General features: G+C 69.6%; 24 protein-coding genes. 9 read left to right on the top strand and 15 right to left on the bottom strand.

The annotated features are described in order from the left end of the window. Positions 1 to 234: 234 nt before the first annotated feature. The 7 genes from ACWED2_RS09490 to ACWED2_RS09460 all read right to left on the bottom strand — a co-directional run bounded on the left by ACWED2_RS09490 (position 235) and on the right by ACWED2_RS09460 (position 7,465). Positions 235 to 1,386 (bottom strand): FAD-dependent oxidoreductase, encoded by a 1,152-nt coding sequence (locus tag ACWED2_RS09490; protein ID WP_449689987.1) that lies wholly within the window; start codon positions 1,384 to 1,386, stop codon positions 235 to 237. Beyond that, positions 1,386 to 2,153, bottom strand: coding sequence for an amino acid ABC transporter ATP-binding protein (locus tag ACWED2_RS09485; RefSeq protein WP_449689986.1), 768 nt, complete (start codon positions 2,151 to 2,153; stop codon positions 1,386 to 1,388). Before ACWED2_RS09485 ends, ACWED2_RS09490 begins: the two co-directional genes overlap by 1 nt. Further along, positions 2,150 to 3,001, bottom strand: coding sequence for an amino acid ABC transporter permease (locus tag ACWED2_RS09480; protein ID WP_449689985.1), 852 nt, complete (start codon positions 2,999 to 3,001; stop codon positions 2,150 to 2,152). The genes ACWED2_RS09485 and ACWED2_RS09480 overlap by 4 nt, the downstream gene beginning before the upstream one ends. An 8-nt stretch (positions 3,002 to 3,009) precedes the next feature. Further along, positions 3,010 to 3,900 (bottom strand): ABC transporter substrate-binding protein, encoded by an 891-nt coding sequence (locus ACWED2_RS09475; RefSeq protein WP_449689984.1) that lies wholly within the window; start codon positions 3,898 to 3,900, stop codon positions 3,010 to 3,012. A 123-nt stretch (positions 3,901 to 4,023) separates the two neighbouring features. Beyond that, the gene (locus ACWED2_RS09470; RefSeq protein WP_449689983.1) at positions 4,024 to 5,514 is read right to left on the bottom strand and encodes an aldehyde dehydrogenase family protein; all 1,491 of its coding nucleotides are present in this window, start codon (positions 5,512 to 5,514) and stop codon (positions 4,024 to 4,026) included. Further along, the gene (locus ACWED2_RS09465; RefSeq protein WP_449689982.1) at positions 5,511 to 6,788 is read right to left on the bottom strand and encodes an NAD(P)/FAD-dependent oxidoreductase; all 1,278 of its coding nucleotides are present in this window, start codon (positions 6,786 to 6,788) and stop codon (positions 5,511 to 5,513) included. The genes ACWED2_RS09470 and ACWED2_RS09465 overlap by 4 nt, the downstream gene beginning before the upstream one ends. A 5-nt stretch (positions 6,789 to 6,793) precedes the next feature. After that, the gene (locus ACWED2_RS09460; RefSeq protein ID WP_449689981.1) at positions 6,794 to 7,465 is read right to left on the bottom strand and encodes a haloacid dehalogenase type II; all 672 of its coding nucleotides are present in this window, start codon (positions 7,463 to 7,465) and stop codon (positions 6,794 to 6,796) included. 156 nt (positions 7,466 to 7,621) lie between these two features. On the opposite strand from ACWED2_RS09460, the gene ACWED2_RS09455 reads away from it, so the two are divergent. Then, a complete protein-coding gene (locus ACWED2_RS09455) occupies positions 7,622 to 8,299 on the top strand; it encodes a GntR family transcriptional regulator (protein ID WP_449689980.1) in 678 nt (225 codons plus the stop codon). Between the two features lie 73 nt (positions 8,300 to 8,372). Here the strand turns inward: ACWED2_RS09455 and ACWED2_RS09450 are convergent, their stop codons facing one another. The 5 genes from ACWED2_RS09450 to ACWED2_RS09430 all read right to left on the bottom strand — a co-directional run bounded on the left by ACWED2_RS09450 (position 8,373) and on the right by ACWED2_RS09430 (position 14,362). After that, positions 8,373 to 9,041, bottom strand: a complete 669-nt coding sequence (locus ACWED2_RS09450; protein WP_449689979.1) for a haloacid dehalogenase type II — start codon at positions 9,039 to 9,041, stop codon at positions 8,373 to 8,375. 44 nt (positions 9,042 to 9,085) lie between these two features. Next, complete coding sequence (locus tag ACWED2_RS09445) at positions 9,086 to 10,531, bottom strand: NAD-dependent succinate-semialdehyde dehydrogenase (protein WP_449689978.1); 1,446 nt, start codon at positions 10,529 to 10,531, stop codon at positions 9,086 to 9,088. Between the two features lie 111 nt (positions 10,532 to 10,642). After that, the gene (locus tag ACWED2_RS09440; RefSeq protein ID WP_449689977.1) at positions 10,643 to 11,680 is read right to left on the bottom strand and encodes a phosphotransferase; all 1,038 of its coding nucleotides are present in this window, start codon (positions 11,678 to 11,680) and stop codon (positions 10,643 to 10,645) included. Positions 11,681 to 11,703: 23 nt separating this feature from the next. Then, a complete protein-coding gene (locus ACWED2_RS09435; protein ID WP_449689976.1) occupies positions 11,704 to 13,053 on the bottom strand; it encodes an aspartate aminotransferase family protein in 1,350 nt (449 codons plus the stop codon). A 145-nt stretch (positions 13,054 to 13,198) separates the two neighbouring features. Beyond that, positions 13,199 to 14,362 (bottom strand): ROK family protein, encoded by a 1,164-nt coding sequence (locus ACWED2_RS09430; RefSeq protein ID WP_449689974.1) that lies wholly within the window; start codon positions 14,360 to 14,362, stop codon positions 13,199 to 13,201. A gap of 140 nt (positions 14,363 to 14,502) precedes the next feature. On the opposite strand from ACWED2_RS09430, the gene ACWED2_RS09425 reads away from it, so the two are divergent. The 5 genes from ACWED2_RS09425 (at position 14,503) to ACWED2_RS09405 (ending at position 18,313) form a co-directional block, all read left to right on the top strand. Continuing rightward, the gene (locus ACWED2_RS09425; RefSeq protein WP_449689973.1) at positions 14,503 to 15,183 is read left to right on the top strand and encodes a haloacid dehalogenase type II; all 681 of its coding nucleotides are present in this window, start codon (positions 14,503 to 14,505) and stop codon (positions 15,181 to 15,183) included. Next, positions 15,180 to 15,668, top strand: coding sequence for a RidA family protein (locus ACWED2_RS09420; RefSeq protein WP_449689972.1), 489 nt, complete (start codon positions 15,180 to 15,182; stop codon positions 15,666 to 15,668). The genes ACWED2_RS09425 and ACWED2_RS09420 overlap by 4 nt, the downstream gene beginning before the upstream one ends. Beyond that, positions 15,665 to 16,771 carry an alanine racemase gene (locus ACWED2_RS09415; RefSeq protein ID WP_449689971.1) on the top strand — a complete coding sequence of 369 codons (1,107 nt, stop codon included), beginning with the start codon at positions 15,665 to 15,667 and terminating at the stop codon, positions 16,769 to 16,771. Before ACWED2_RS09420 ends, ACWED2_RS09415 begins: the two co-directional genes overlap by 4 nt. A gap of 28 nt (positions 16,772 to 16,799) precedes the next feature. After that, a complete protein-coding gene (locus ACWED2_RS09410; RefSeq protein WP_449689970.1) occupies positions 16,800 to 17,534 on the top strand; it encodes an SDR family NAD(P)-dependent oxidoreductase in 735 nt (244 codons plus the stop codon). An 86-nt stretch (positions 17,535 to 17,620) separates the two neighbouring features. Beyond that, entirely contained in the window at positions 17,621 to 18,313 is a 693-nt protein-coding gene (locus ACWED2_RS09405; RefSeq protein ID WP_449689969.1) for an ABC transporter substrate-binding protein, read from the top strand. Here the strand turns inward: ACWED2_RS09405 and ACWED2_RS09400 are convergent. Next, positions 18,232 to 19,077 carry a helix-turn-helix domain-containing protein gene (locus ACWED2_RS09400; protein WP_449689968.1) on the bottom strand — a complete coding sequence of 282 codons (846 nt, stop codon included), beginning with the start codon at positions 19,075 to 19,077 and terminating at the stop codon, positions 18,232 to 18,234. The two genes, ACWED2_RS09405 and ACWED2_RS09400, sit on opposite strands and share 82 nt — an antisense overlap. A 168-nt stretch (positions 19,078 to 19,245) precedes the next feature. Here ACWED2_RS09400 and ACWED2_RS09395 point away from each other — a divergent pair, with 168 nt between their 5' ends. Beyond that, the gene (locus tag ACWED2_RS09395; protein WP_449689967.1) at positions 19,246 to 19,581 is read left to right on the top strand and encodes a hypothetical protein; all 336 of its coding nucleotides are present in this window, start codon (positions 19,246 to 19,248) and stop codon (positions 19,579 to 19,581) included. 541 nt (positions 19,582 to 20,122) lie between these two features. On the opposite strand, the gene ACWED2_RS09390 is transcribed toward ACWED2_RS09395, so the two are convergent. Beyond that, positions 20,123 to 22,480 carry an ATP-binding protein gene (locus ACWED2_RS09390; RefSeq protein ID WP_449689966.1) on the bottom strand — a complete coding sequence of 786 codons (2,358 nt, stop codon included), beginning with the start codon at positions 22,478 to 22,480 and terminating at the stop codon, positions 20,123 to 20,125. Between the two features lie 951 nt (positions 22,481 to 23,431). Between ACWED2_RS09390 and ACWED2_RS09385 the strand changes: the two genes are divergently transcribed. Then, positions 23,432 to 23,551, top strand: a complete 120-nt coding sequence (locus ACWED2_RS09385; protein ID WP_449689965.1) for an SDR family oxidoreductase — start codon at positions 23,432 to 23,434, stop codon at positions 23,549 to 23,551. A gap of 131 nt (positions 23,552 to 23,682) precedes the next feature. Beyond that, positions 23,683 to 24,693 carry a LacI family DNA-binding transcriptional regulator gene (locus ACWED2_RS09380; protein WP_449689964.1) on the top strand — a complete coding sequence of 337 codons (1,011 nt, stop codon included), beginning with the start codon at positions 23,683 to 23,685 and terminating at the stop codon, positions 24,691 to 24,693. A gap of 13 nt (positions 24,694 to 24,706) precedes the next feature. Here the strand turns inward: ACWED2_RS09380 and ACWED2_RS09375 are convergent, their stop codons facing one another. Further along, positions 24,707 to 25,573, bottom strand: a complete 867-nt coding sequence (locus ACWED2_RS09375) for an alpha/beta hydrolase fold domain-containing protein (RefSeq protein WP_449689963.1) — start codon at positions 25,571 to 25,573, stop codon at positions 24,707 to 24,709. Between the last annotated feature and the right edge of the window lie 5 nt (positions 25,574 to 25,578).

Genomic DNA, 25,578 nt, shown 5'->3' with positions numbered 1-25,578 from the left:
GCCGCTGAGAACATGACCGATCGGGATGGGCTGCCGGATGGATCCCCGTGGGTACCGCGGCAGAAAGGATCACCCGGTTCGACGTCTGGCACCCGGCAAAGGCGCGGACGATCTCAGTCCCCGATGCTCGCCCGTTCGCACGCCGCTACCATCGAGCACCGTCCGTACTGGCGGGTCACTGACAAGATGGCAGAACACCGAGCGGTGTCCGGGCCGGATTCGGTGCCACACCGCTCACGCGTTTTCGAGGGGGGCGAAGCGGTCGGGGCGGAGGCCGGTCACCTCGGTCGCGGGCTCGCCGAACGCCAACGCGACCGCGACCTCGGCCGACGCAGGGGCGATCTTGAAGCCCAAGCCGGAGAAACCGGTGGCGAAGATCGTGCGCGGCCGCCCGGGGACACTGCCCAGCAGCGGGGCGCGATCCGCCGTGAAGAGGTCCGGGAACGCGTCGGCGCGCACGATGCTCGGGACCAGGCCGGGCAGGAACTCGCTCACCGTTTCGTGGGTCTCGGCGATCTCCTCCTCGGTGAGCTCACGCCGGACCCGGTCGGCGTGCTCGGCGGGCGTGGAGCGCCCGTCGAGGGTCGCTTTCACGGTCACCCCGTCGGTGCTCGGTGCGCCGTAGAGGGACCGGTCGCTTTCGATCCGGATGAACACCGGGAACCGCTCCGGGGCGAACTCCTCGGGGCGCCGGGCCACGAACCACGTGAGGTAGTTCCGGCGCGGGTGGACGGCGGCCGCGACCGGCGGCGGGAGCAGGTGCGCCGACCAGCCTCCGGCGGTGACGATCACCCGCTCGAACCGCCAGGTGCGCGGCCCGGACCGGAGCACGACCGCGCCGGGTTCCTCGTGGAGCTCATCGATGCCCGTGCCTTCCAGCACCTCGGCGCCGGCCGCGCGAGCGGCCTGCGTCGCCGCGGTCACCGCGCGATCGGTGCGGAGGAAGCCCGCTCGCGGGTCGAACAGCGCGCAGTCGTCCGGCCGCAGCCGGTGCTGCGGGTAGCGGGCGGCGAGCTCGTCGTGGTCGAGGAAGTCGAACGGGGTGCCGTTCGCCGTCGCGGTGGCGAGCAGCTCCGGCAGGTACTCCCCGTCCCGTGCGCCGATCGACAGCCCGCCGCACCGGGTCAGGATCTCCTGCCCCGTCTCGGCTTCGAGTTCCGGCCACAGCAGGTTCGCCCGCTCCAGCAGCGGGGCATAGCCGGTCCCACCGCGGTAGGTCATCCGGAACAGCCTCGTGTCGCCGCCGACCGCGCTCCGGGTGTGGCCCGGGGTGCGCGCCTCGAACCCGACGACCTCGCCGGCCCGGCTACCCGACCGGCGCGCGGCCTGCCACAGGGCCATGCTGCCCACACTGCCGAGGCCGACGACCGCCAGCTTGCCATCCATCACAGCACCCTTTCGAGGAATTCCCGAGTCCGCCGCTCGGCCGGGTTGGCCAGCACCTCGCGCGCGTCACCACGCTCCACGGCGACGCCTTCGTCCATGAACAGGATGTCTTTGGCCACTTCGCGCGCGAACCCCATCTCGTGGGTGACGACGAGCATCGTCATCCCGAGGCCGGCGAGGTCGCGCATGACGGCGAGCACCTCGCCGACCCGTTCGGGGTCGAGCGCGCTCGTCGGCTCGTCAAACAACATGATGGTCGGTTCCATCGCCAGCGCGCGGGCAATGGCGACGCGCTGCTGCTGACCACCGGACAGCTGCGCCGGGTACTTCTGCCCGCAGTCCGCCAGTCCCACCCTCGCCAGCAGTTCGGCGGCCTGCGCCCTGGCGACCTTCCGCGGGACCTTCTTGACGAGCACCGGCCCGGACATGACGTTGTTTTCGGCTGTCATGTTCGGGAAGAGGTTGAACTGCTGGAACACCATGCCGATCCGGGTCCGCTGTTCGGCGAGGCGCTGCGGGGTGACCGCGTGGTACGCGCTCGCGTGTTCGACGTAGCCGAAGTCCTCGCCGTTGACCCGCAGCACGCCCCGGTCGATCTGTTCCAGCCCGTTGATGCAGCGGAGCAGCGTCGACTTCCCCGAGCCGCTGGGGCCGATGATGCAGGAGATCTCCCCGGCCGCGACGGTCAGGTCGATTTGCTTCAGCACCCGGTGGTGCCCGAAGCTCTTGCACAGCTTGCGTGCCACGATCGTGCCGTCGGCGCTCACAGCAGCGACTCCTTCACCTTGACGACCGGTCGCGAGGAACGCGAGAACCGGCGTTCGATCATCGACTGCGGAACGCTGAGGGTGAGTGTCATGATCAGGTACCACACGCTGGCCACGATGAGCAGCGGGATCGTCTCGTACGTCCGCGCGTAGATCGCCTGCGCGCTCTGCAGGAGATCCGCGACGCCGAGCACGCTGACCAGCGACGTCTCCTTCAGCATCCCGATCACCTGGTTGCCCGTCGCCGGGATGATCGCCGGCATGGTCTGCGGGATGATCACCCGGCGCAGCTTGGTGAATCCACCCATGCCGAGCGACTCCGCGGCCTCGAACTGGCCGCGGGGCACCGAGGCGAACCCGCCCCGGATGATCTCCGCCATGTATGCCGCCTGGTTGAGCGAAAGCCCGACGATCGCCGCGGTAAGCGGGGTGATCAGCGCGTTCATGTCCACGGGGTGGCCGGCGACGGACAGGTTCGGGTACAGCGCGGCCACGTTGAACCAGAACACCAGCTGGACCAGGACCGGGGTGCCCCGGAAGAACGTGATGTACAGCCGGGCCAGCCCCGAGATCGGCGCCTGCGGCGACATCCGCATGACGGCGAGGACGAGACCGAGCACGGTCCCGAGGACCATGCTCACCGCGGTGAGCATGAGGGTGATGCCGACGCCGTCGAGGATGGAGCCGGCGGTGAAGTACCGGAACACCACGTCCCACTGGAAGTTCCTGTTGCTGACCAGCGCGTAGAGCAGGCCGGTGACGACCGCGACCGCCACTACCCAGGCGGCGTAGTCCCGTGTGCGCGGGGGCCTGATCCGCTTCTTTTCCTCGGGTTGCAGTTCGGTCACCGGTTCCCTCACTTGGGCTGGGGCTTGGAGCGCTCGGCCTTGGTGATGCCCAGACCGGTGAAACCCCAGCGCGACAAGGCTTCCTGGTACTTCGGGCTGTCGATGATCGACTGCAGCGCGGCCTGCACCGCCGGGGTCAGGGCCGAGTTCAGGTTCAGCGCGACGGCCACCGGCAACGGGTTCAGCACCGGCTGCAGGACATCGAAGGCGTTCGGCTGCTTGGCTTTTGCCCAGTTGAGCGAGGTCGCGTCGTAGAAGACGCCGTCGATGCGCCGGGAGGCGACCTGCGTCAGCGCGTCGCTGACACTCGGCAGCGTGACGGCCTTGATCGGGTCCTTCCCCTTGCTCACGCAGTTTTCCTGGTTCAGCTTCGGCAGCCACTTGAGTTCCTGGGTGCTGCCGGACTGCACGCCGAGAGTGGCGCCGCACAGCGAGTCCATCGCCAGGTGCTTGGGGTTGCCGGAGGCCGTGGCGACCGTCGAGCCGTTCGTGAAGTAGTTGATCATGTCGAGCACCTTCAGCCGCTCGGCCGAGGTCCCCATCGTCGACACCGTGAGGTCGTAGCGGTTGCCCTGCAGGCCCGGGATGATGACGTCGAACTTGACGTTCTTGATCTCCAGCTTCAGGCCGAGCTTGGCCGCGATGAGCCGGGCGATGTCCGGGTTGAACCCGATCGGTGTCTTGTTGTCCGAAGCCATGAACGTGGTCGGTGGGCTGGTCAGGTCCTCCGCGGTCACCAGGGTGCCCTTGGCCTTCACCTCGGCGGGCAGCAGGGCGACCGCCGCCGGGTCCGGCTGCACGCCGACCGAGATGTCGTCGGTGTGCTCGGTGGTGGCGGCCCCGCCGCCGCCCGCCGCCGGTACCGTCCCCCCGTTGGTGCTGCACGCTGTCAGACTCATAGCCGCAGTGAGGACCACCACGCTCATAGCCGCCTTGACCCGCATCCGATTCTCCTTCGACGGGGGCTGCCCGTGCGGCGGTCGCGCCACCGGACGAGCAGAACATGCCCGGGTTCCCGTTGTCTACTGTGTGCGATTCACCTTGGACTGGTGCTGCGAGGCCGCGATGATGATCGTGCTCTTGGGCTCGCTCATCGCCTCGACCGCGAACCGGACGCCTTCGCGCCCGATCCCCGAACCTTTGAACCCCCCGAACGGCATCGAATCGATCCGTACGTCGCTCGTGCCGTTGACCACCACGGCACCGGCGTGCAACCGGTCCGCTATGGACAGTGCGTCGTCGAGCACACCGGTGAAGACACCGGCTTGCATCGCCTGGGCGCCGTTCGCCGCCGCGACCGCGGCCGCGGTGGATTCGACCGGCACGACGGTCACCACCGGGCCGAACACCTCGCGCACCAGCACGTCCGCGTCCGGCGGCACGTCGGTCAACACGGTCGGGTGGTAGTACGCGCCGTCGCGCCGGGCGCCGGTGTGCGCCCGCGCGCCCCCGGCGAGCGCCGCGCCGACCCACGCTTCGACACGGGCGGCTTCGGCCTCGCTGATCATCGGGCCGACGTCCGTCGTCCGGTCGGTCTTGGGGCCGACCTTCAGCGCGCGGGCGCCGGCCGTGATCCGCGCCAGCAGTCCTTCGTGGATCGATGCATCAGCGTAGACCCGTTGGACGGACAGGCAGTTCTGCCCCGCGCACCCGAACGCGCCGCGCACGATCGCGTCGGCGGCGCCGTCGAGGTCGGCGTCACCGCACACGATCACCGGGTTGTTGCCGCCGAGCTCCATCAGCAGCTTCTTCGGCCCGGCCTCGACGGCGATCCGCGCGGCGGTGGCCGGCCCGCCGGTGAACGAAACCGCGGCGACCCCCGGATGGGTGACAAGCGCGTGCCCGGTTTCCCCGGCGCCGCACACGACCGCGATCCGGGCCGCCGGCACCCCGGCCCGCACGAGGACGGCCGCCAGGGCCAGCGCCGAGTGCGGGGTGGCTTCCGCGGGTTTCACCACGACCGCGTTACCGGCGAGCAGCGCCGGGCCGACCTTGTGGGCGACCAGGTTGAGCGGGTCGTTGAACGGGGTGATCGCCGCGACGACGCCGAGCGGTTCACGGACGAACCAGCCCCGCTTGCCCGCGCCCCGGTCGCTGTCCTCGAACTCGAGCACCTCGCCGCGCAGGACGGTGCTCGCCGCCGCCGACAGGCGCAGGGTCTCGGCGCAGCGCCGGACCTCCTGCTCGGCCTCGACGACGGTCTTGCTGCCTTCGGTGTGGATGATCCCGGCCAGCCACGCCGCCTCGTCCCGCACGAGCCGGGCGGCCTCTTCCAGGGCCTCCCGCCGCTGCCACAGTGGCCACGGTTCGGTGAGCGCACGGGCCGCGCCGCGGACGGCCGCGTCGACGTCGGCCGCGTCGTTGCCCGCGACCCACCCGACCGGCCCACCGTCGTGCGGGTCGGTCACCTCGACCGTGAGCCCGCCGGTCTGCCACTCGCCGGCGACCAGCGCCCCGCCCGGCAGGCCGAACGACACCTCCACCGACGCGGTCGCCACGGCCGTGGCGGTCATGAGATCGCGTCCAGCACGCGTGCCCCGCCGCCGATCAGCGGCAGGAACCACGGACGGCCGAAGTGGCCCGGCACGGGCGGGAACTTGACGTCTCCCCAGATGTTGGCCTCGGCGTCGCCGGACATGAACCGGGCCATCCGCTGCCCCATGTACGTGGCCATCTGCACGCCGTGCCCGCTGTAGCCGACCGAGTAGTGCACGCCGTCGCGTTCACCCGCGTGCACGAGCTGGTCCATCGACAGATCGACCAGGCCGCCCCACGTGTAGTCGACGCGGGTGCCGGCGAGGTACGGGAACACCTCGGTCATCGCCTTGACGAGGATCTGCCCGCTGCGGACGTCGGAGTCGGGGCTGGACATCGCGAACCGGGCCCGGCCGCCGAAGAGCAGCCGGTTGTCGGGGGTGATCCGGAAGTAGTAGATGAGGTTTTTGCTGTCCGACGCCTGCCGCCGGTGCGGCAGGATCCGATCGACGACGTCCTGGGCGAGCGGCTCGGTGACGATGATGAAGCTGCCGACCGGGATCACCCGCCGCCGAAGCCACGGCGTCAGCTTCCCGGTGTACCCGCTGGTGGCGACCAGCACCTGGTCGGCACGGAGGCGGCCGCGGGTGGTCTGGAGATCGTGCCCGCCGCGCGGGTTGCGGGCCAGCGTCGTCACTTCGGCGTTCTCGCAGATCGTCGCGCCTAGCTTGTCGGCGGTGGCCGCGAGCCCGTGCACGAACTTGCCGACGTGCAGGCCCGCGGCCAGGGGGTCGACGGTGGCGCCGTGGTAGAAGTCGGAGCCGATTTCGCGGTGGATGTCCTTCTTCGGGACGGTGATGACCTCGTGGCCGGCGAGTTCTTCCAGGGCTTTGCGGGTCTTGACCATCGCTTCGAAGTGCGCCGGGCGGTAAGCGAGGGTGAGCTTGCCCGAGCGCTCGAAGTGGCAGTCGATCCCGTGCTCGGCGACCAGCTTCTCGATGCTGTCGATCGCGTCGTTGTAGGTGCGGAACATGGCGACCGCGCGGTCGGCGCCGTACCGTTTGACGGCGGTGCCGAAGCCGATCGCCAGGCCGGTGGTCGCCATGCCGCCGTTGCGGCCGGAGGCTCCCCAGCCGATCGTGTTCTGTTCGAGGACCGCCACCGATGCCCCGAGTTCGCGCAGCTCGACGGCCGCCGACGTGCCGGTGAGCCCGCCGCCGATGACCGCGACGTCGACGCGCTCCGGGATCGGCGTGCGCCGGTGGTCCGCGCCGGGAACGGCGGTGTCCTGCCAGTAGGAAGTCAGTTTCATGGCACTCAGAGCCCCAGCAAGCTGTTGAGCTCGTCGAGCGAATCGACCTTGGTGTAGCCGTACACCGGCGCCGGCGGGTCGTAGCCGCGGTCGAGCAGCACGGTGTTCGTGAAGCCGAGGTCGTGGCAGGGCATCAGGTCGTACCGGGTGTGCGAGGAGACGTGCAGGAACTGCTCCGGCGGAGTGTTCAGCTGGTCGAGCATGTACTCGAACGCGGCGTACCGGGGCTTGTAGAAGCCGGACTGCTCGGCGGTGTACACGGCGTGGAACTCCGCCCCGAGCTTGGGCACGCTCACGTCGAGGTAGCTGGTGTCGGCGTTCGAGAGGATCACCAGCGGGTAGTGCTCCCCCAGCTTCTTCAACGGGTCCGGGATGTCCGCGTGCGGCCCCCAGGACAGCACCGCGTCGGAGAAGCGCCGTCCGGCGTCTTCGGCGACCTCGAGGCCCCACTTCTCGCAGGTGCGGGCGTAGGCGTCGTGCAGGACCTGCCGGTACGCGTAGAACTCGCCGCAGACCTGGTCGTACCGGCGCGCCCGGAAGTCGATCACGAACCGCTCGAACTGGGCGGGGGTGAGCCGGTCGCCGACGAGCTCACGGGTGACCGGGGTGATCTGGAAGTCGATGAGCGTGCCGTAGCAGTCGAAGGAGACGTACTTCGGCCGGAACGCTGAGTCCATCGCGGTGGCCCTTTCCAGGTGAAGCGGAGGTGTCCGGCAGGAAGCGACAGTAAGCTGGGTCACTGCAAACTGTCAACAGTTCACTGTGAACGACTTTGGTTAAGGTCGTGTATCGTCAACAGTCTTCAGTGAACGAACGAACGCAGGGGGTACCGGATGAACAACCTCAACCTGCAGGCCATCGACTACCAGTCGGTGTCCGGCACGATCGCCGCCCAGATCAGGAACAACATCCTCGGCGGCACCCTGCAGCCCGCCCAGCCGCTGTCGGAGTCCGAGATCGCCAAGCAGCTGGGCGTGTCACGGGGCCCGGTGCGCGAGGCGCTGCAGCGGCTGGTGCAGGAGGGCCTGCTGGTGCGCATCCCCAACCGGGGCGTCTTCGTCACCGACATCACCTCCGACGACATCGCGGAGATCTACGAGGCCCGCCAGACGCTGGAAGCCCGCTGCGGCGAGAAGGTGCTGGCCGCGGCCGGCGACGTCCTCGACCGGACCGTGCGGGAACTGCAGGGGATCGTCGACGAGATCGGCCCGGCGGAACGCTCGGGCCGGTGGCGCGAAGTCGTCGAGCTCGACTTGCGCTTCCACAGCACGCTGGTGGCCGCGTCCGGCAACTCGCGGATCCAGCGGGCCTACTCCACGCTGATCGCCGAGTCGTCGCTGTCGATCAACCGGCTCGAACGCTGGTACCCCTCCGAAGACTCCCTCTTCCAGGAGCACCAGGCCATCGTCGACGCGCTCGCGAGCCGGGACGCGGCCGCATTCACCCGCGCCCTCGACCTCCACTACCTGCAGACGCTCACGGAAAACGGAGAGCACGGCCGGCGCGGCTGACCCGGACCCGTCGTGAGTGGTAATTCGGGTTAGAACCCGAACTACCACTCACGAGAGCCGCGGCAGACCATGTTCAGAGGCCGAGCAACGGGGGCACCTGCGAGAGCAGGTTCACTTCGTAGTAGCCGTAACCCGGGGTGCTGGGCTCGAACCCGCGGTTGACGTGGACCTTGTGCGTGATGCCCAGGTCGTTCGCGGCCATCAGGTCGTAGCGCGGGCTGGCGGAAACGTGCAGGATCTCCTTCGGCCCGCAGCCGAGCTGGTCCAGCATGTATTCGAAGGCCTGGTAACGGGGCTTGTAGGCCTGGGCCTGCTCGGCGGTGTAGACCCGGTGGAACGGGGCACCGAGCTTCTCGACGTTGCTCATCACCTGGTTGTCGGCCGCGTTGCTCAGGATGACCAGCGGGTAGCGGGACGCCAGCGTCCGCAGCGCCTCGGGCACCTCGGGATAGGGCCCCCACGTCGGGAGCGCGTCCACGATCGCCTGGCTGTCAGCCTTCCGGTAGGGCAGCTTGAAGCGCTCCAGCGTCTTGCGCAGCGAGTCGTGGATGACGTCGGGGAAGGGCTTCCAGGGTCCCAGGACCTCGTCGAGACGCTGCCCCCGGAAGCTGTCGACGAACTCGTCCATCCGCTCCGCCGGGACGACGTCGGCCAGCAGCTTGTGGGTCATTTCCACGAGGTGCCACCGGATCAGCGTCCCGTGCATGTCGAACGTGATGTACTTCGGCTCGAACTCGATCATGGCGATTTCCTTTCGTGGCCCGGCCGGACGCCGGGACCTGGGGGTCAGAAGGGGATGGCGACGTACTTGTACTCGAGGAACCCGTCCATCCCGACGCGGCCGCCTTCCCGGCCGAGGCCGGACTGCTTGACGCCACCGAAGGGCGCCGCCGGGTTGGACACGAGGCCGGTGTTGAGGCCGACCATGCCGGTCTCCAGCCGCTCGGCGACCCGCAACGCCCGGTCCAGCGACCGGGTGAACACGTAGCCGACCAGGCCCCACTCGGTGTCGTTGGCCGCGGCGAGGGCTTCCTCTTCGGTGTCGAACGCCGTGATCGCGGCCACCGGCCCGAAGATCTCCGTCCGCATGAGAGCGGCGTCGGCGGAGACGCCCGTCAGCACGGTCGGCGGGTAGAAGCAGCCGGGCCCGGCCGGCAGCTCGCCGCCGGTGAGCACTTCGGCGCCGTGCTCTATCGCGTCGCGCACGAGGCTGTCGACCTTGCGGCGGCCCGCGTCGTCGATGAGCGGCCCGACGTCCACACCGGACTCGGTGCCCGGGCCGACGGTGAGCGCGGCCATCCGGGCCGCCACCCGGGACGCGAACTCCCCCGCCACCGAGCGGTGGACCAAGATGCGGTTGGCGGCGGTGCACGCCTCCCCCATGTTGCGCATCTTCGCCAGCATCGTGCCTTCGACGGCAGCGTCGAGGTCGGCGTCGTCGAAGACCAGGACCGCGGCGTTGCCGCCCAGTTCCATCGACGTGCGGACGACGGTGTCGGCGCACTGGGCGAGCAGGATCCGGCCGACCTGGGTCGAGCCGGTGAAGGACAGCTTGCGGATCTGCCCGCCACGCAGCAGCGGCTCGACGACTCCGGCCGCGTCCGAGGTCGGGACGACGTTGAGGACACCGTCGGGCAGCCCGGCCTCGGCCAGGATCTCGGCGAGGGCCAAAGTGGACAACGGAGTCTGCGGAGCCGGCTTGAGCACCATCGTGCACCCCGCCGCCACCGCCGGGCCGATCTTGCGGGTGCCCATGGCCAGCGGGAAGTTCCACGGCGTGATCAGCAGGCAGGGCCCCACCGGCTGGCGCAGGACCATGATGCGGTTGCCGCCGTCCGGGGCCGTGGACAGCCCACCGTCGATCCGCACCGCCTCCTCGGAGAACCAGCGGAAGAACTCGGCCGCGTAGGCGACCTCCCCGCGGGCCTGGTCGAGGGGCTTGCCCATTTCCAGCGTCATGAGCAGGGCGAGCTCTTCGGTGCGGGAGACGACGATCTCGTAGGCGCGCCGCAGGATCTCGCCGCGCGCGCGGGGCGGGGTCGCGGCCCAGCCGGGCTGGGCTGCGGCCGCGGCATCGGCGGCCCGCCGGGCATCGGCGGGCGAGGCGTCGGCGACCTGCGCGAGCTCCTTGCCGGTCGCCGGGTCGTCCACGGACAGCGTGCGCCCCGCCTCCGCGTCCTGCCAGGCACCGGCGATGAACAGCTGCTTGGGCACGCGGTCGACGACGTTCATGGGCGATCTCCGTTCGAAATGGCGGGTCAGGAACGGCCAGGAAGAAGAAGCTGTGTTGATTGTCGACGATTATCGTCAACTGTCAACAGTTTGCAGTGCGTCGTCGCCGATTCACTCTGGGCGAGCCGCGAGCGCGCGCTCCACGTTGGTCCAGTCGTCCTTGGCATGACCGAGCGCGTAGGCATGCCGGTGTGGTGCCCGCTGCGCGCGCCAGTCGGTGATCAGCGCGCGCAGCGTGAGCCGGGCGAGTGCGGCCACCGGGAGCACCAGGAGTTCCCGGTCCCCGAGCGGGCGCACCCGGGTGTAGCCGTCGGCGAACGCACGCGCCTCCAGCCAGGGGTCGTGCGGTGTCCGGCCGAGCAGGTTCGCCATCGGCACCGCGGGGTCGAAGACCACGGCACTGCGCACCGTGTCACCGAAGTCGATCACGCCGGCCACGAAGTCCTCGCGCCCCGGGTCGACGACGACGTTGTGAGGACTGAAGTCGCCGTGGATCACCTGCGTTTCGAGGTGCCCCAGGTGCGGGACGGCAGCGACGTCGAAGAGGCGGAAGACCTCCCTGGCCAGCCGGGCGTGCCCGGGGTCCGGCGTGTGCTCGGCGAGTCCCGCCAGCCGGTGGAAATGGCGGATGTCCCACACCAGCGCGCGACGGTCCGCGGGATGGGTGAACGCCGCCAGCGCGCGGTCGACCCGGCCCAGCATCTCACCCACGCGGGCGAGCTGGTCCGGTTCCGCGTTCGCCTGCGCCAGCACCTCGCCGTCGACGAAGCCGAGAACCCGGAGAACGCGAGTCCGGCCGTCGCGCGTCGCGAGAACCACGTGGTCGTCCCCGGCCACCGTCAGCTTCACCCGTTGGACCGGCAGCTCCCCGGCCGTGTCCTCGAGAAAGCGCATCACCGCGGTCTGGAGCGCGACGACGGACTCCGGCTCGTCCGGCGGCGAGACCTTCACGAGGTAGTTCCCCGAGGCGGTCGTGAGCCGGAAAGTGTCGTCCTTCTCCGTCGCCAGCCTCTCGAGGTCTCCGCTGACGTGGTAATGCTTCGCGACGAGCGTGCGCACGAGTGCCGGGTCCACGGGCTCGTGCGACGACGCCAGGCCGCTCTCCTCGAAGAGCCGCCGAGCGAAGCTCGCATCCGGTGCAGTGCTCACGATCGTTTCCTCCGGACCGGCCGCTACAGCCGGACCTTCGCCACCTCGGCGAAGGTCTCCAGGAACCGGGTCACGTCCGCGGCGGTGAAGGCCAGGGGCGGGCGGATCTTCAGGACGTTGGCGGCCTGGCCCGTGCCGCTGACGAGGACCCGGCGATCGCGCAGGTCGTTGATGACGTCCTCGGCCCGCGCGCGATCGGGCACGCCCGTCTGCCGATCCTCGACGATTTCCACCCCGGCGTACAGGCCGCTACCGCGGACCTCGGCGACGTGGACGGAGTCCTCGGTGATCTCTTCGAGCCCCTTCCGGAGCGCCGTGCCGTTCTCGAGCACGCGCCGCTGGACGTTCTCCTCCTCGAAGACGTCCAGGACCGCGGCCCCGGCGGCCACCGGGATCGAGCTGCCACCGAAGGTGTTGAAGTAGCGGACGTTCCGCCCGAATTCGTCGGAGACCTCGGGGCGGAACACGACGCCGGAGATCGGCATCCCGTTGCCCATCGGCTTGCCCATCGTGACGATGTCCGGCAGCACGCCGTGGCGGCTGAAGCCCCACATCGTCTCCCCGAGCCGGGCGAACCCCGCCTGCACCTCGTCCGCGATGTAGACACCGCCGGCCACGTGGACCTCTTCGACCATGTCCTTCAGGTAGCCGACCGGATCGGTGAAGATCCCGTCACTGGAGTACGCGCCGTCGGTGATCAGGGCCGCGAGCCGGAACCCGTGGCGCTCGAGGTCGTCGATCGCGCCACGGACCTGACGACGCATGTGCTCGGCGAGAGCGACCCCGGGCGGGACGAGCCGCGGGTCGGGCGGATCGATGACGCGGACGCTCGGCCCCAGCGGCGAACCCGCACCCAGCGTGGGCGAGAAGCTCGCGACCTCACTGGTGATGCCGTGGTAGGCCCACCGGGTCACGATGATGCCGGTACCGCCGGTGTGGAACTTCGCCACCCGCACCGCGAGGTCGTTCGCTTCGGAACCGCTGCAGGCGAGGCTCAGCCTGCTCAGTCCGTCGGGGAAGGTCGCGAGCAGCCGCTCGGCGTAGGCGACCAGGGACTCCTGGACGTAGCGCGTGTTGGTGTTGACCGTCGCCACCTGGCGGGCCACCGCTTCGGCCACGTGCGGGTGCGCGTGGCCGACGCAGGGAACGTTGTTGTACGCGTCCAGGTAGTCGTGCCCGTCGCGGTCGAGCAGGTGCGCCCCGTGCCCGGAGACGAACTCCACCGGCTCCCGGTAGATGAGCGTGTAGCCGGGACCGAGCACCTCGTCACGGCGGCGGATCGTCTCCCGGAGGGGCTCCGGGAGCTCGCTCACCGCCCCCGGGTCGAACCGGTTGGGGTAGCCGGCGATTGCCCGGCTCAACGTCGAAGTCATCGGCGGTCACCTTCGTTTCGTGCGGTCGGCGCTGCTCGCCGATGGACCGACCATACCACTTTTCGTTCCAGTTCCAACCTGAAACTTTTAACGAGCGACGCGGTCCACACGGGACGCATCACCGGAGCGGACCCGCCGCCTGCCCTCAGAAAGCCGGCGCGGACTGTTCCATGCGCCGGCTGCGTGCCTCGAGCACCGAGTCCCGCAGCCGGCCCTGCGCCAGCGCCAGGCACGCGAACACCGCTCCGCGTGCCGTGGACAGCCCCACGACCTGCTTCACGGTCTGGACCTCGGGCGCCGCCGGAAGGATCCGGCCGAGGCGGCTGCGCACCTCGGGAAGAACCTCCTCGACGAGCGGGCACAACCGGCCCGCGAAGTAGACCGTCTCCGGGTCCAGCGTCACCGCGACGGCGCTGACGGCGGTCACGATCGCCGTGGTGAACGCGTCCAGGACCTCGGCGCATGCTTCGTCGTCCCGCCGCCCGCGCCAAAGATCCTCGACGCGCTTCAGATCGAGGCCCCGGCCTCGGGCGAATTTGAGGAGCCCGCGCGCGCTCATCAGTCCGTCGAGCGTCTCCTGGCCGGCTCCGGCGCAGAGGACACCTATCCCACCGAAAGCCGGCGTGCGCCCCCGGACCAGTTCGTGCTCGGTGCTCCCGGCGAAGTTCAGCACGCTGCTGACGTTGAAGAGCGCGGCGTTCCGGATGCCGCTGTCCTCGGCCAGGATGCCCAGCAGGGACGCGTTGGCGTCGCCGTCGAGGAGCACGGGAGCCTTCACCAGGTCCGCGATGGCGCGTTGGAGGCCGGAACCGGTGAAGATCTTCATCGACCGTGCCGGGCTGAAGATCTCCGCGCCGTCGCGGACCCGGCCGGGGACCGCGACGACGATCTGGCGCAAGGGGCCCTGCGCGGCCGCGGCGGCTTCCTGGATCAGGCCGGCCAGCCACTCGGCGGCGACGCCGACCTCGTCGTGATTAGGGGTCGGGACGACCACGTGGTGCACCTCGCGCCCCCGCAGATCGGCAACCAGGACACCCGTGGTCTGCACGCCGAAACTGACCCCGGCCACGTGCCCGGCCGTGCCCGGCACGTCCAGGTAGGTCGACCGCCTCCCCCGGCCGGCGACGGCGTCGACCCCGCCGTCCGCCACGAACCCGTCCGCGCGGAGTTCTTCCACCGCCCGCGACACCGTGGCCTTGCTCAGGCCGGTGAGTTCGATGACCTCGTTGCGCGTCAACGGTGCCCGGGAGACGACCACCTCGAGCACCGAGGCCTTGTTGTAGTCGCGCGATGTCGGGTTGCTCGTCACCGCACGACCATAGCGACCCCGGAACGGCGAGCGGGCAGTTGCCACCTCATCGTAAACTGTTGACAGTTGACGACCACACGTCGATACTCATCGCTCATCAGCCACTCCACCGCTCTTCGGATCACCACCGGGAGGACTCCGTGGCCTTCGACAGCAAGCCGAAGTTCGTCACGTTCGACATGAACGGGACGCTGATCCACTTCCGCATCAACGACGCGATCCGCCGGACGCTGGGCGACCGCCTCCCGGCGGAGATCGCCGACGAGTTCCTGCGGGCGGGCAACGCCTACCGGATCGACGAGTGCCTGGGCGAATGGCAGCCCTTCCACCGGGTCGTCGCCCACTCGCTGGAGCGGACCATGTGCCGGTTCGGCCTGGCGTACCGGGAAAGCGACGCCGAGGCCGTGTACGAGGAGATCCCGACCTGGGTCCCCTACCCCGGCGTCACGGCGGCGCTGAACCGCCTGGCGGAGGCCGTTCCGCTGGTGATCGTGACGAACACCGACAACGCGCACGCGGCCCGCCTGGTGGAAAACCTCCAGGCCCCGTTCGAGGTCGTCATCACCGCCGAGCAGATGGGCGTCTACAAGCCCCGGCTGCGCGCGTTCGAATACACCTTCGACAAGCTCGGCGTGACCCCGGACGAAATCGTGCACGTCTCGGCGAGCCCGAAGTACGACCTGCGCCCCGCGGCGGTGATGGACATCGAGCGCAAGGTGTACGTCGACCGCGGCTTCGAGCAGGACGAGCACTGGCTCGGCTACGAGCGGATCACCGACATCGCCGACCTGCCGGTGCTGTTCGGCCTGCCGCGCCCGTGACCGGCTCCGGTTCCGCCTCGAACCGGCTGCGCGACCTCGGCCTGGCCCTCCCCCGGCTCGAGCACAACCCGAACTACGTCAACCACCGGGCAGCCGGCTCCGCCATTCACGTCTCGGGCCAGCTGCCCTACCGGGACGGCGAGCTCCTGAGCCGGGGCATCGTCGGCCGGGACGTCGCCGTGCCGGCCGCGCGGACCTGCGCGCGCCAGGCTGCGCTCAACGCGCTCGCCGTCGCCGCGGACGCGGTGGGTGACCTGGACCGGGTCCGGATCGTGCAGATGCTGGTCTTCGTGGCCAGTACGCCGGAGCTCGGCGAGCAGTCACGAGTGGCCGACGCGGCCAGTGAGCTGCTCGTCCAGGTCCTGGGCGAGAACGGGCGGCACGCCCGGACCGCGATCGGTGTCGCCGGGTTGCCGCGCCACAGCCCGGTGGAGGTCCAGCTGGTCTGCACCGCTTCACAGCCAACCGAAGGAGGCGAACCGTGAACCGGCTCCACCGAGCGCTCGGCGGTCTCCTCGGCCGGATCGACACCCCGGCGCCGATCGTGCTCGCCGACGTCGTGCAGGACAACATCGACCGCATGCAGGGCTTCGCCGCCCAGCACGGTCTGGACGTCCGGCCGCACGTCAAAACCCACAAGTGCACGGAAATCGGCCGGCTCCAGATCGCCGCGGGCGCCGTCGGGATCACCGCCGGGAACGTCGGCGAAGCCGAAGTCTTCGCCGCCGCCGGGTTCGACGACATCTTCCTCGCCTACCCCGTCTGGCCCGCCGGGACGAAGGCTGCCCGGATCCGCCGGCTCGCCGAAACGACCAGGCTGCGGATCGGCGTCGACAACCCCGCGGCGATCGACGCCCTCGCCGACGCGATGGGCGGCGAACCGGAGCGGCTGCAGGTCGTGGTCGAAATCGACTGCGGCGCCCGCCGCTCCGGGGCACCCGCCGAGCTCGCCGGCGACCTCGCGCTCGCCGCCCGCAAGCGCGGTCTCGTGCCGGTGGGCGTCTTCACCTACCCGGGCCATGGCAGCGCGGGCCCGGACGCCAGCCGGCGCGCCGCGCGCGACCAGGAGGCCGCGCTCGTCGCCGCGGTGGGGAGTTTCGGCGCGGCCGGGATCACCGCCGGGGTCGTCAGCGCCGGATCCACGCCCACCGTGGCGTTCTCGACCGCCGACGTGATCACCGAAATCCGTCCCGGCGAGTACGTCTTCGGCGACTTGAACAACCGCCGGCTCGGCGCCTGCACCGACGAGGAGATCGCGCTGTTCGTCGCGGCCACCGTGGTCAGCGACTGGATCCCGGACCAGGTCATCCTCGACACCGGCACGAAAGCCCTCGGCCGCGAAGGCAACCCCGGAATCGGCTTCGGTGCCGTCGCCGGCACGAAGGCCGTGCTGGCCAAGCTCAACGAGTACCACGGTTTCCTCGCCCTGCCGGACGGCGCCGACCGCCCGGCGGTCGGCAGCGTCGTCCCGGTGGTGCCGAACCACGTCTGCCCGGTGGTGGTCAACTTCGAGGAGCTGATCGTCACCGACAGCACGGGTGCTTCGCTGCGGCGCTGGCCGGTCGACGCCCGCGGCTTCCTCTCCTGACCGGCTCACCCTGCGAAGGAGTGTCCCCATGAGACTCGAAAAGGCCACCGCCCTGGTGACCGGCGCCGGCAGCGGAATCGGCGAGGCGGTGTGCGCGCGTTTCCGCCGCGAGGGCGCCCAGCTGCTGCTCACCGGCCGCCGGGAGCGGCTCACCGGCACCCGGCCCGCCGAGCTGTACGTTCCCGGAGACCTCAACGACGAGGCGTTCGTCGAGCACCTGGCCCACCGGGCCGCGGAGTCCTTCGGCACCGTGGACGTCGTCGTCCTCAACCACGGCCTGCAGGCCAGCAGCCCGCTCACCGAAATGACCTATGACGACGCGAAGAACGTCCTGCACAGCAATCTGCTCAGTGCGTTCCTGGTGCTGAAGCACTTCGCACCACTGATGCCCCCGTCGGGCGGCTCGTTCGTCTGCGTGGGTTCGCGGCTCGGCATCGTCGGCAAACCCGGGGAAGTCCTGTACTCCGCCGCCAAGGGCGGCCTGATCATGCTCGCCAAGGGCGCGGCGATCGAATGGGCCCCGCGCGGCATCCGCGTCAACGTCGTCGCGCCGGGCCTGACCGCCACCCCGGTCATCGAAGCCTCGTTCCAGCGCCGGCCCGACCCCGACGCCTACCGCCGCGAACGCGAAACCCAGATCCCCCTCCGACGCCTCGCCACGCCGGAAGAGATCGCCGACGCGGTCCTCTTCCTCGCCTCGCCGGAGTCGTCCTACATCACGGGTGCGGTCCTGCCCGTCGACGGCGGCTACACCGCCTTCTGACGCCGACGGCGAGATCTTCAGCACATTGAATGAAAACGGTTTTCATGTAGCGTACGCGGCAGACCGCTCACGAGAACCCGAGGATCATGAACGCCTACCGCCGCCTGCTGGTCACCTGCCTGCTCGTTCCGTTCGCCTCAGGGTGTTTCGCCTCCGCAGGCGGAGCTGCGGACGGGGGACGGCTGCGGGTGGCTCTGGCCTTCCCGCCGTCCCAGAACTTCTCGCCGTACGGGCAGGACAGCTACCTCCTGTCCCGGCTGGGTGTCACGGAAGGCCTGACCCGGCTGGCCGCGGACGGCACCGCGGCGCCGGCGCTCGCCGGCTCCTGGCGAGCCGACGACGGCGGTCGCGGGTGGTCATTCACGCTGCGGGAGGCGAAGTTCCAGAACGGTGCCCCCGTCACCGCGGCCGCCGTGGTGACTGCCCTGACCCGTGCCGCGCAGGTCAAGCCGGTGCCGCCGGCGCTGGCCGGGATGCGGCTGACCGCGGTTGCCGTGAACGGCAGGCAGGTGCGCGTCGGGACCGAAGCCCCCGACCCCGTGCTTCCCCTTCGGCTGTCCAACCCTGCCCTCGCGGTGTTCTCCCCGAAGGCGTACGAAAACCCAAGTACCGTCAACCCACTGGGCAATGCGACCGGACCGTTCGTGCTCAGGGAGATCACCGGCACCACAGCGGCCACTTTGGACCGGTTCGACGGCTACTGGGGCGGCCCCGCCCGGTCGCCGGACATCGACGTGAAGTTCGTCGCCGACGGCACCGCCCGCGTCAGCGCCTGGTAGGCCTCGTCAGTGCTCAGCACGTCGAGGACCAGCCGCTGTGCCCCGTCGAGCGCGGTCAGGCTGAGCAGGTCGTCACGACTGGTGATCAACACCAGGCACCCCGGGCTACCGGGGAGCAGTGGGCGGATCTGGCCAGCGACCGCGGCGTTGTCCAGTACGATCAGCGCCCGCTTGTCCGAGAGCACAGACCGGTAGCAGGCGCCCTGTTCCGCCACGGTGAGCGGGATCGCCGACTGTGCTACGCCGAGCGCACGCAGGAATATAGGCAGCACATCGGCGGGGGTCATCGGCGGTTCCGATGAATAGCCGTTGAGGTTGACGTATAAGTGTCCGTCCGGGTACCGGTGCCCGACTCGGCGGGTCCAGCGAAGCGCCAGCACAGTCTTCCCCACGCCACCCGCGCCGGAGATCACCACAGCCTGATGGCCTGACCCGAGAAGCGCGTCGAGCCGATCGAGGTAGTCCTCACGCCCCGCGAAACCCACGGCACCCGCCGGAACCTGGCGAGGTGTGAGGACCGGCGACAAATGCGGCGATTCGCTGACCAGCAGGGGCGTCGCCGCACCCAACGCCCCCAGCAAGGCGTGCCGCTCGCCTGCCGAAAGCCCGAGCGCATCCGCCAACTGCACCAGAGAGGCAAGCTGGGGATTACGCCGCGTTCCGGTTTCGATCCCCCGAATGGTCCGCACCGACACCCCCGACCGCTCCGCCAGCCCCTCCCGCAACCGCAGCCGCCTCACCACCGAGCCGTTCTCATCCGCCACCCTTATCCCCCTCGAAGAATCCCGGGATCTCCCTCCCAGTCGACCGTGGCGCACAACCGGCCACAGGTGGCCGGTCCGTGACCTGGTAACCGCACCGGAGCAACGACAGGATGGGATCCGAGGTCGCGGAAGTGAGAATGAAGTAGAAAAAATGATTGGAGTACGAGGATGATGGTCCGCAAGATTCTCGCATCCTTGAGCATTGCAACTATGCTGACAGCTGCGGCATTTTCGACCCCGGCGGCTACTGGGGCGACGCCTGCCGATGCGGTGCAAGTGCAGCCCACACCCGGACAGTTGGCGAAGGACACGAAAAGCGTCAACCAGGTATTTACCATGTACAGCGCCCCCGTCGCCGGTACCTATGTCGTAGGAAACATCAGCGGCAGTGATCAGGTCCAGAAATACGAGTGCATTGGCGGATGGCTTCACATTCGCACAGCATTCGGCGTGGGTGGCGATCATTTTCAAAATACGGTCGCCTGGGTCCAGATCGGCTGCTAGTACCAGAACGATCAGTACTTCTTCGGAGTCGACGGCGCACCGCCCGTGGACAAACAGAACGGATATTTGCTTCACCTACCTCGATCCGTGAATCGCTGACGATGGGCGTGCCGCCAACTCCGCGGCGCGCCCATCGAGCCGGTCTGAACGAGCACAGCTCATGCACATCGCCCGTGCTCAGGCCGTGCTCGCTGCCGAGCCGGCGCTGGCGGAGGAGCTCTGCATCACCGCAGTGAACCTCGACGCCGACACGGCGCTGGCCGCTACGGTGGGGGCTTTGGCACATCGCCTCACGCCGATGGGGGGGCAGCTCGGGCGTCCAGCAGGCCGATTCGCGACCACCAGGCGCCCGCCGGAACCAATCCGAAAGTTTGGACTCTCGCGAACTTCCGTCGCGTGAGCGAACTGGCCTACCGAGAGCTCCTCAGCCGCTGGTGACCTCTATCCAGGCGGGCTTATCACGAGCGTATGCGCAGCAATCAGTGACGGGCGAAGCGGCCCGTCGTCTGGCGGAGAGGCGGTATTCGCTTGTGCTTGCTGGTCAGCAACGCCAGTAGCTGCGATCGCGGGAGTGCCCGTTAGCCGGGAGTGGCGTCGACGGCGGGGCGGTGGAGGGGGTTGGCGGTTGAGGGGCCGGCTCGCCGGCGAGCGGGCGGAGGGTGTCGAGTTGCTGTTGCACGCGCTGGATGTCCGGGGCGCGGTGTTGGCCTTGGTAGAGCTGGAGTGCTTGCCGCCACGCGGCGCGGGCCTCGTCGTGCTGGCCGAGGGCGGTGTGGGGGTGTCCGAGGTTGTCGAGGGTGTTGGCGGTTTCGTAGCTGTGGCCAAGACCGCGGAACAGCGTTAGCGCTCGCTGGTAGTGCTCGATGGCCTGCCGGTGGTGGCCGGTGTGGTGAGCGATGTACCCGAGGCGATCGTGGGCGACGCCCTCGAGTTCGGGATGCTCGTTTTCGATCAAGCGCAAGGCTTGCCGGCAATGCGTGCCGGCGGTGTCGTAGTCCTCAAGCATGAGGTGGCACCAGCAGACGGTGATGTGTGCGCTGGCTTCCAGCAGCGGCGGTCCGATGGTGCGGAACAGCGCCAGCGCCTTCGTGGAGTGCTGCAGGCCGCGTCGGCTGTCTCCCCAGCCGTTCCACTCCCAGCTCAGCATCAGGTGGACGTGGCCCTGGTCGGCGAGGCTGCCGTTGTCCTCGGCCAGGTCGAGTGCGACGTGGTAGTGACGAATGGCTTCCTCGTGCAGTTTCATCTGGGTGTAAACGCGTCCGAGGTGCCAGTGCACGCCGGTGCGCACCGCCGGATCGTCGAGTTGGTTGGCGGCGTCCAGCGCGGCTCGCCACGCGGCGAGTTCGTGCTGGTGATCCCCCGAACGGAGGTGGAAGGTACTCAGGGCCGCGGCCAGCGGCCACACCGTGTGGTGCCAGCCCAGCGTAGTGGCGGTGTGCTGGGCGGCCATGACGTTGCGGTGTTCGGTGTTCAGCCAGTCCATCGCCGTGGCCGCGTCCGGCAACCGGGGGTGGGCCTCGGCCGCGACGGTGGGCAGGTCGCGCTGCAGGAGTGGCAGGTTCGGCTCCAGTAACCGCCCCGCGGCGTGAGCGGTGTGGAGGTAGAAGTCGACCACGCGCCGCACAGCGGCTTCCCGCGCCTCCTGCGGGATCTCGCGCTCGGCGGCGCTGGCGGCGTAGCCGCGAATGAGGTCGTGCAGCAGGTAGCGGCCGCGCTCGCGGCGGGTGAGCAGCGACGCGTCTTCCAGCTGCCGCAGGATCTTCCGCGCTTGCGCTCGGGGCAGGTCAGCGAGGTGTGTGACGGCGTGCAAGCCGATGTCGGCGCCGGGTGCGATGCCTAGTAGCGCGAACACGCTGCGCTGCTCGAGGGTCAGGGAGCGCAGCGACCAGGAGAGGACTTCGGGGAGGCTAGCTGTGGGGTCGGCGTCGTCCAGTGCGTCCAAGCCGGCATCGCGCAGTTCGGTGACGAACTCGCCGACGGGGACGTCGGAGTTGATCTGCGCGCGGCTGGCCGCCACGGACAACGCCAATGGGTAGTTCCCGCACGAACGGATCAGTGCGGCGATTGCCTCCGGATCGGTTAGCAGCCGTTCCCTACCGAGACGGTGTGCGAGCAGTGTGTGAGCGTCGTCCTCCTCCAGGATTCCCAGGCGCACGTGTTGGGCGCCGTAACGGTGCGATAACGCGCTCAAAATCCGCCGGCTGGTGACCAGCACAGTGCCCCCGGCTGTTCCCGGCAGCAGCGGCGTCACCTGATCGGCAGTGGCGGCGTTGTCCAGGACGATCAGCATCCGCCTGCCGGCGACCCGGCTGCGGTACAGCGCGGAGAGCTCATCCAAACCACCGGCCATCTCCGCGGGGTCCACGCCTAGCGCCGAGAGGAACCGGCGGACCACGGCCAGCGGGTCCACCGGATCACCGTCGGGGCTGAACCCCCGAAGATCGACGAACAGCTGCCCGTCCGGGAACCAGTCCAGGTGATCGTGTGCCCACCGCAGCGCCAGCCACGTCTTGCCGATACCCCCAGCCCCCGCAATCACGGTGATCACGGCGCCCCGGCCGTCACCGACAGCGCCATCCGCGGCCCCGTCCACGGCCGCCAGCTCCTTAACTCGCCCGGCGAACCCGCGCGGCCCGGCAGGCAGCTGACGGGGCACGGACTGCGCGAAGACCGACGGCGCCGCACCCAGCGCCCCCAGCAAATCGTGACGGTCGTCCGGCGAAAGCTCGAGTGCATCCGCCAACTGCACCAACGAAGCAAGCTGCGGATTACGCCGCGTTCCGGTTTCGATCCCCCGAATGGTCCGCACCGACACCCCCGACCGCTCCGCCAAGCCCTCCTGCGTCAACCCGGCCCGCAACCGCAGCCGCCGCACCACCGAGCCAGTCTCGTCCGCCACCCTCATCCCCTCAAAAGAACCCGGGGTATCCCTCCCACTCAACGGTAGCGCACAACCGGCCATAGGTTGCCGGTCTGCGACCTGGCCTCGGCGAGCGACCGAAGCACATCATGAGATCTTGACGGAAATCGCAAAATTCGTCGAATGCCCCAGATGTGTTGAAGCAAACCTTCCCGAGAGGCGAATGAACACTGCCCCAAGGCCGGCGTCCATTGTCCGGTCTTGGTTGTCCGGTGTCACGTCGTCGGCGCCGGACAACTCGAATGCCGTACAGCTGAGACAGCCCAAACCGGTGGAGCTAGAGGAGAATCGATGAACCGCAAAGTGCTCATCGCGGTTGGGTCCGCAGCCGTGGGCCTGGTGTGCTTGTTCGCAGGGGATGTCGTCGGGGGACCGGCCAAGGCCGTCTGCCGGTCCGGCTGCGCCGGGATCGGATACTCCACGACGAACCTGTCCGACGCCGACACGCTCCACGCCGCCGCTCCTCGAACGGTTCCCGACGCTGCGCCTGGGCGCTCCCGCGGACGAGATCGAGATGCGGACGAACAGCTTGGTGTACGGCGTCACCGCCCTTCCGGTGGCCTGGTGACGCACCCGCGACTTCCCCAGGAGTGACAGCATGAGCAAGGAATTCGGAGGACGAGGCGTGGTCGTCACCGGCGCCGGGTCCGGTAGCGGACGCGCCGCCGCGCTGCAGTTCGCGAGCCGGGGAGCGGGGTTCTCATCGCGGACATCAACCCGGTCGGCGCCGAGGCCGTCGCCAAGCAGATCGAGGCGAGCGGCGGTACCGCCGCACGGTCGTCGGCGAATGGGAACGGGTCATCCGGATCAACCTCACCGCCCGTTCCTGCTCACCCGCGCCGCCCTGCCCCACCTGCTCGCCCGCGGCAACGGCGCCATCGTCAACTCGATGACGGCGGCGCGTCCATCGTGGGCCGCTACCGGGAGAACGTGGGCCGTCTCGCCCCGGCGGAGGAAGTCGCTGCGGTCATCGTGTTCCTCGCCTCCGACGCGGCGAGCAGCATCAGCGGCGCCGTGCTCCCTGTCGACAACGGGTCGTCCGCCGTCTGACCCGCGCATCGCCCGGCGCAGCCGGATGCCTTGCCGATCTCTTCGCTTGCCGGTGATGGCCGCCTGTTATGGGTGCTAAAGTCGGAACTAGCACGTGCAAGCTGCCAGTTGTCCGGCGAAACGGGGTAAGGGTGGGGACGAAGGCGGGCAAGCGGGTGACCGCCGCCGACGTCGCGCGGTCGCTCGGTCTTTCCCGGGCGACCGTGGGCTTCGTGCTCAACGGGACGTCCGAGCAACGGATCTCCGAGGCCACCAAGGAACGCGTCCTGGCCGAGGCGGCCCGCCTGGGCTACCGGCCGCACACCGCGGCCCAGGCGCTGCGCCGCGGCAGCAGCAAGCTGGTCCTGCTGGTCGTCCCCGACTGGCCGGTGGAGTTCAGCATCAGCAAATGCGTCGAAGAAGCCTCCCACGCCCTGGAGGAGGCCGGTTACTCGCTCGTCACCCAGACCCGGCACCCCGCGGGCACCGCGCGTCCGCTCTGGGAGCTCCTCGACCCGGAGGTGGTCGTCGGGTTCACGCCGTTCACGCCGGACGAACTGGCGGCGATGCGCGGGTGCGGCATCACCAAGATCATCCCCGGGTCCTCGTCGAGCCCTCAGCAGCCCGATCCGCTCGGTCTTCGGGACGGCCCGCGCCTGCAGGTCGAGCACCTGCACGGACGCGGTCACACACGCCTCGGCTTCGCCGCGACGGCCGACCCTCGTCTGGCCGATCTGGTCGAGTCCCGACTGCGGATGGCCGAGGAAACGGCCGCCGGCCTGCCGCCCCTGGTGGTCCGGCACGTCGACGACCACGCCGACGCCGCCGGGCAAGCAGTACACGACTGGCTGGACGCGGGCGTGACCGGCGTCGTCGCCTACAACGACGAAAGTGCCGCCCGGGTGATCCGGGCCGCGGTGCGCGCGGGGCGCCGCGTTCCGGCCGATCTCGCCGTCATCGGGCACGACGACAACCCTTACACCGAGCTGTTCGTCCCCTCGATCTCGAGCATCCGGATCGACTACGCCGGCCTCGGACGGCACTTGGCCGCCCTCGCTCTGCACGAAGCCACCGGGCAACCCCTGCCGGCCGGCAACGTCGATGCCGCGGCGACCGTGGTGGCCCGGGAATCCACTGAGATCGTCGACCGCCTGCGCGAGTAGTCGACCGGTCCGGTCAACCGTCGGCGCCGACCGTCTTGGAACGGTTCAACAGCCAGTCGGTGACGACACGGATGCCGAGCCCGAAATGAGGCCGCTGCGGCCGATTCAGAAAGCCATGCCGAGACCCGGGAACCCTCGCGTGGACGATATCGACACCCGCAGCGGCCAGCTCGGCCGCGAAAGCCTCACCGGACGCCCCCAGCGCGTCACGATCGGCGTCGAGAACGAGAGTCGGCGGAAACCCGCCCAACTCGCCGCCGCCCGGGAAAGCGTGCCGGTCCTGCAGAGCTTCCGCAGTGCCGGCGTAGTTCCGGTTCATCTTGTCGACGACGCCCGGCATGAACTGCCCGAGCCGGTGCCGCCCGCGGATCCGGGACGCCAGGCGTCCCGACAGGGCCGGGAGCGACGCGTGGAACGTCCCATAGACCAGCACCAGCCCGGCCGGCCCCGGCTGCCCTTCGTCCCACAGGCGGAGTGTCGCGGCCGCCGCCAAGCACGCACCGGCGCTCGCCCCGCCCAGAACGGTCCCAGCCCCCGCCGACCGCGCCTGGACCCAGGTGAACACGTCGATGACGTCGTCGAGCGGGATCGGAAACCGGATCCCCGGCAGCCGGCCGGACGGCAGCCGGCGCACCCAGCTGAACGGCGGGACACGGCGGTAGTCGACACTCACCACTTCGCGACCGGTCCGCGCGACGGCCATCGCGACCGCGTGCGCCTCGGGCACGTCCAGGTCGCCCCAGGCGAAGGCGCCACCGTGCGCCCACACGAGCGGAGCGACGCTTTCCACCGCGCCACCGGGCGGCGTGTAGATGCGCACCGGAACCACGCCGTGCCGTCCTCGGACTTCGGCGTCTTCGATGTTCAGGATCAGCTCCACTTCGA

It is taken from the genome of Amycolatopsis sp. NPDC005003, assembly GCF_053600695.1.
The sequence above is the reverse complement of the archived record's forward strand: the minus strand, read 5'-3'. Positions and strand labels throughout refer to the sequence as shown.

Excerpts from the sequence above, each read along its gene's own strand:
- ACWED2_RS09490 (WP_449689987.1), bottom strand. The coding sequence starts at position 1,386 with ATGGATGGCAAGCTGGCGGTCGTCGGCCTCGGCAGTGTGGGCAGCATG.
- ACWED2_RS09475 (WP_449689984.1), bottom strand. The coding sequence starts at position 3,900 with ATGAGTCTGACAGCGTGCAGCACCAACGGGGGGACGGTACCGGCGGCG.
- ACWED2_RS09470 (WP_449689983.1), bottom strand. The coding sequence starts at position 5,514 with ATGACCGCCACGGCCGTGGCGACCGCGTCGGTGGAGGTGTCGTTCGGC.
- ACWED2_RS09465 (WP_449689982.1), bottom strand. The coding sequence starts at position 6,788 with ATGAAACTGACTTCCTACTGGCAGGACACCGCCGTTCCCGGCGCGGAC.
- ACWED2_RS09460 (WP_449689981.1), bottom strand. The coding sequence starts at position 7,465 with ATGGACTCAGCGTTCCGGCCGAAGTACGTCTCCTTCGACTGCTACGGC.
- ACWED2_RS09455 (WP_449689980.1), top strand. The coding sequence starts at position 7,622 with ATGAACAACCTCAACCTGCAGGCCATCGACTACCAGTCGGTGTCCGGC.
- ACWED2_RS09450 (WP_449689979.1), bottom strand. The coding sequence starts at position 9,041 with ATGATCGAGTTCGAGCCGAAGTACATCACGTTCGACATGCACGGGACG.
- ACWED2_RS09445 (WP_449689978.1), bottom strand. The coding sequence starts at position 10,531 with ATGAACGTCGTCGACCGCGTGCCCAAGCAGCTGTTCATCGCCGGTGCC.
- ACWED2_RS09435 (WP_449689976.1), bottom strand. The coding sequence starts at position 13,053 with ATGACTTCGACGTTGAGCCGGGCAATCGCCGGCTACCCCAACCGGTTC.
- ACWED2_RS09410 (WP_449689970.1), top strand. The coding sequence starts at position 16,800 with ATGAGACTCGAAAAGGCCACCGCCCTGGTGACCGGCGCCGGCAGCGGA.
- ACWED2_RS09405 (WP_449689969.1), top strand. The coding sequence starts at position 17,621 with ATGAACGCCTACCGCCGCCTGCTGGTCACCTGCCTGCTCGTTCCGTTC.
- ACWED2_RS09395 (WP_449689967.1), top strand. The coding sequence starts at position 19,246 with ATGATGGTCCGCAAGATTCTCGCATCCTTGAGCATTGCAACTATGCTG.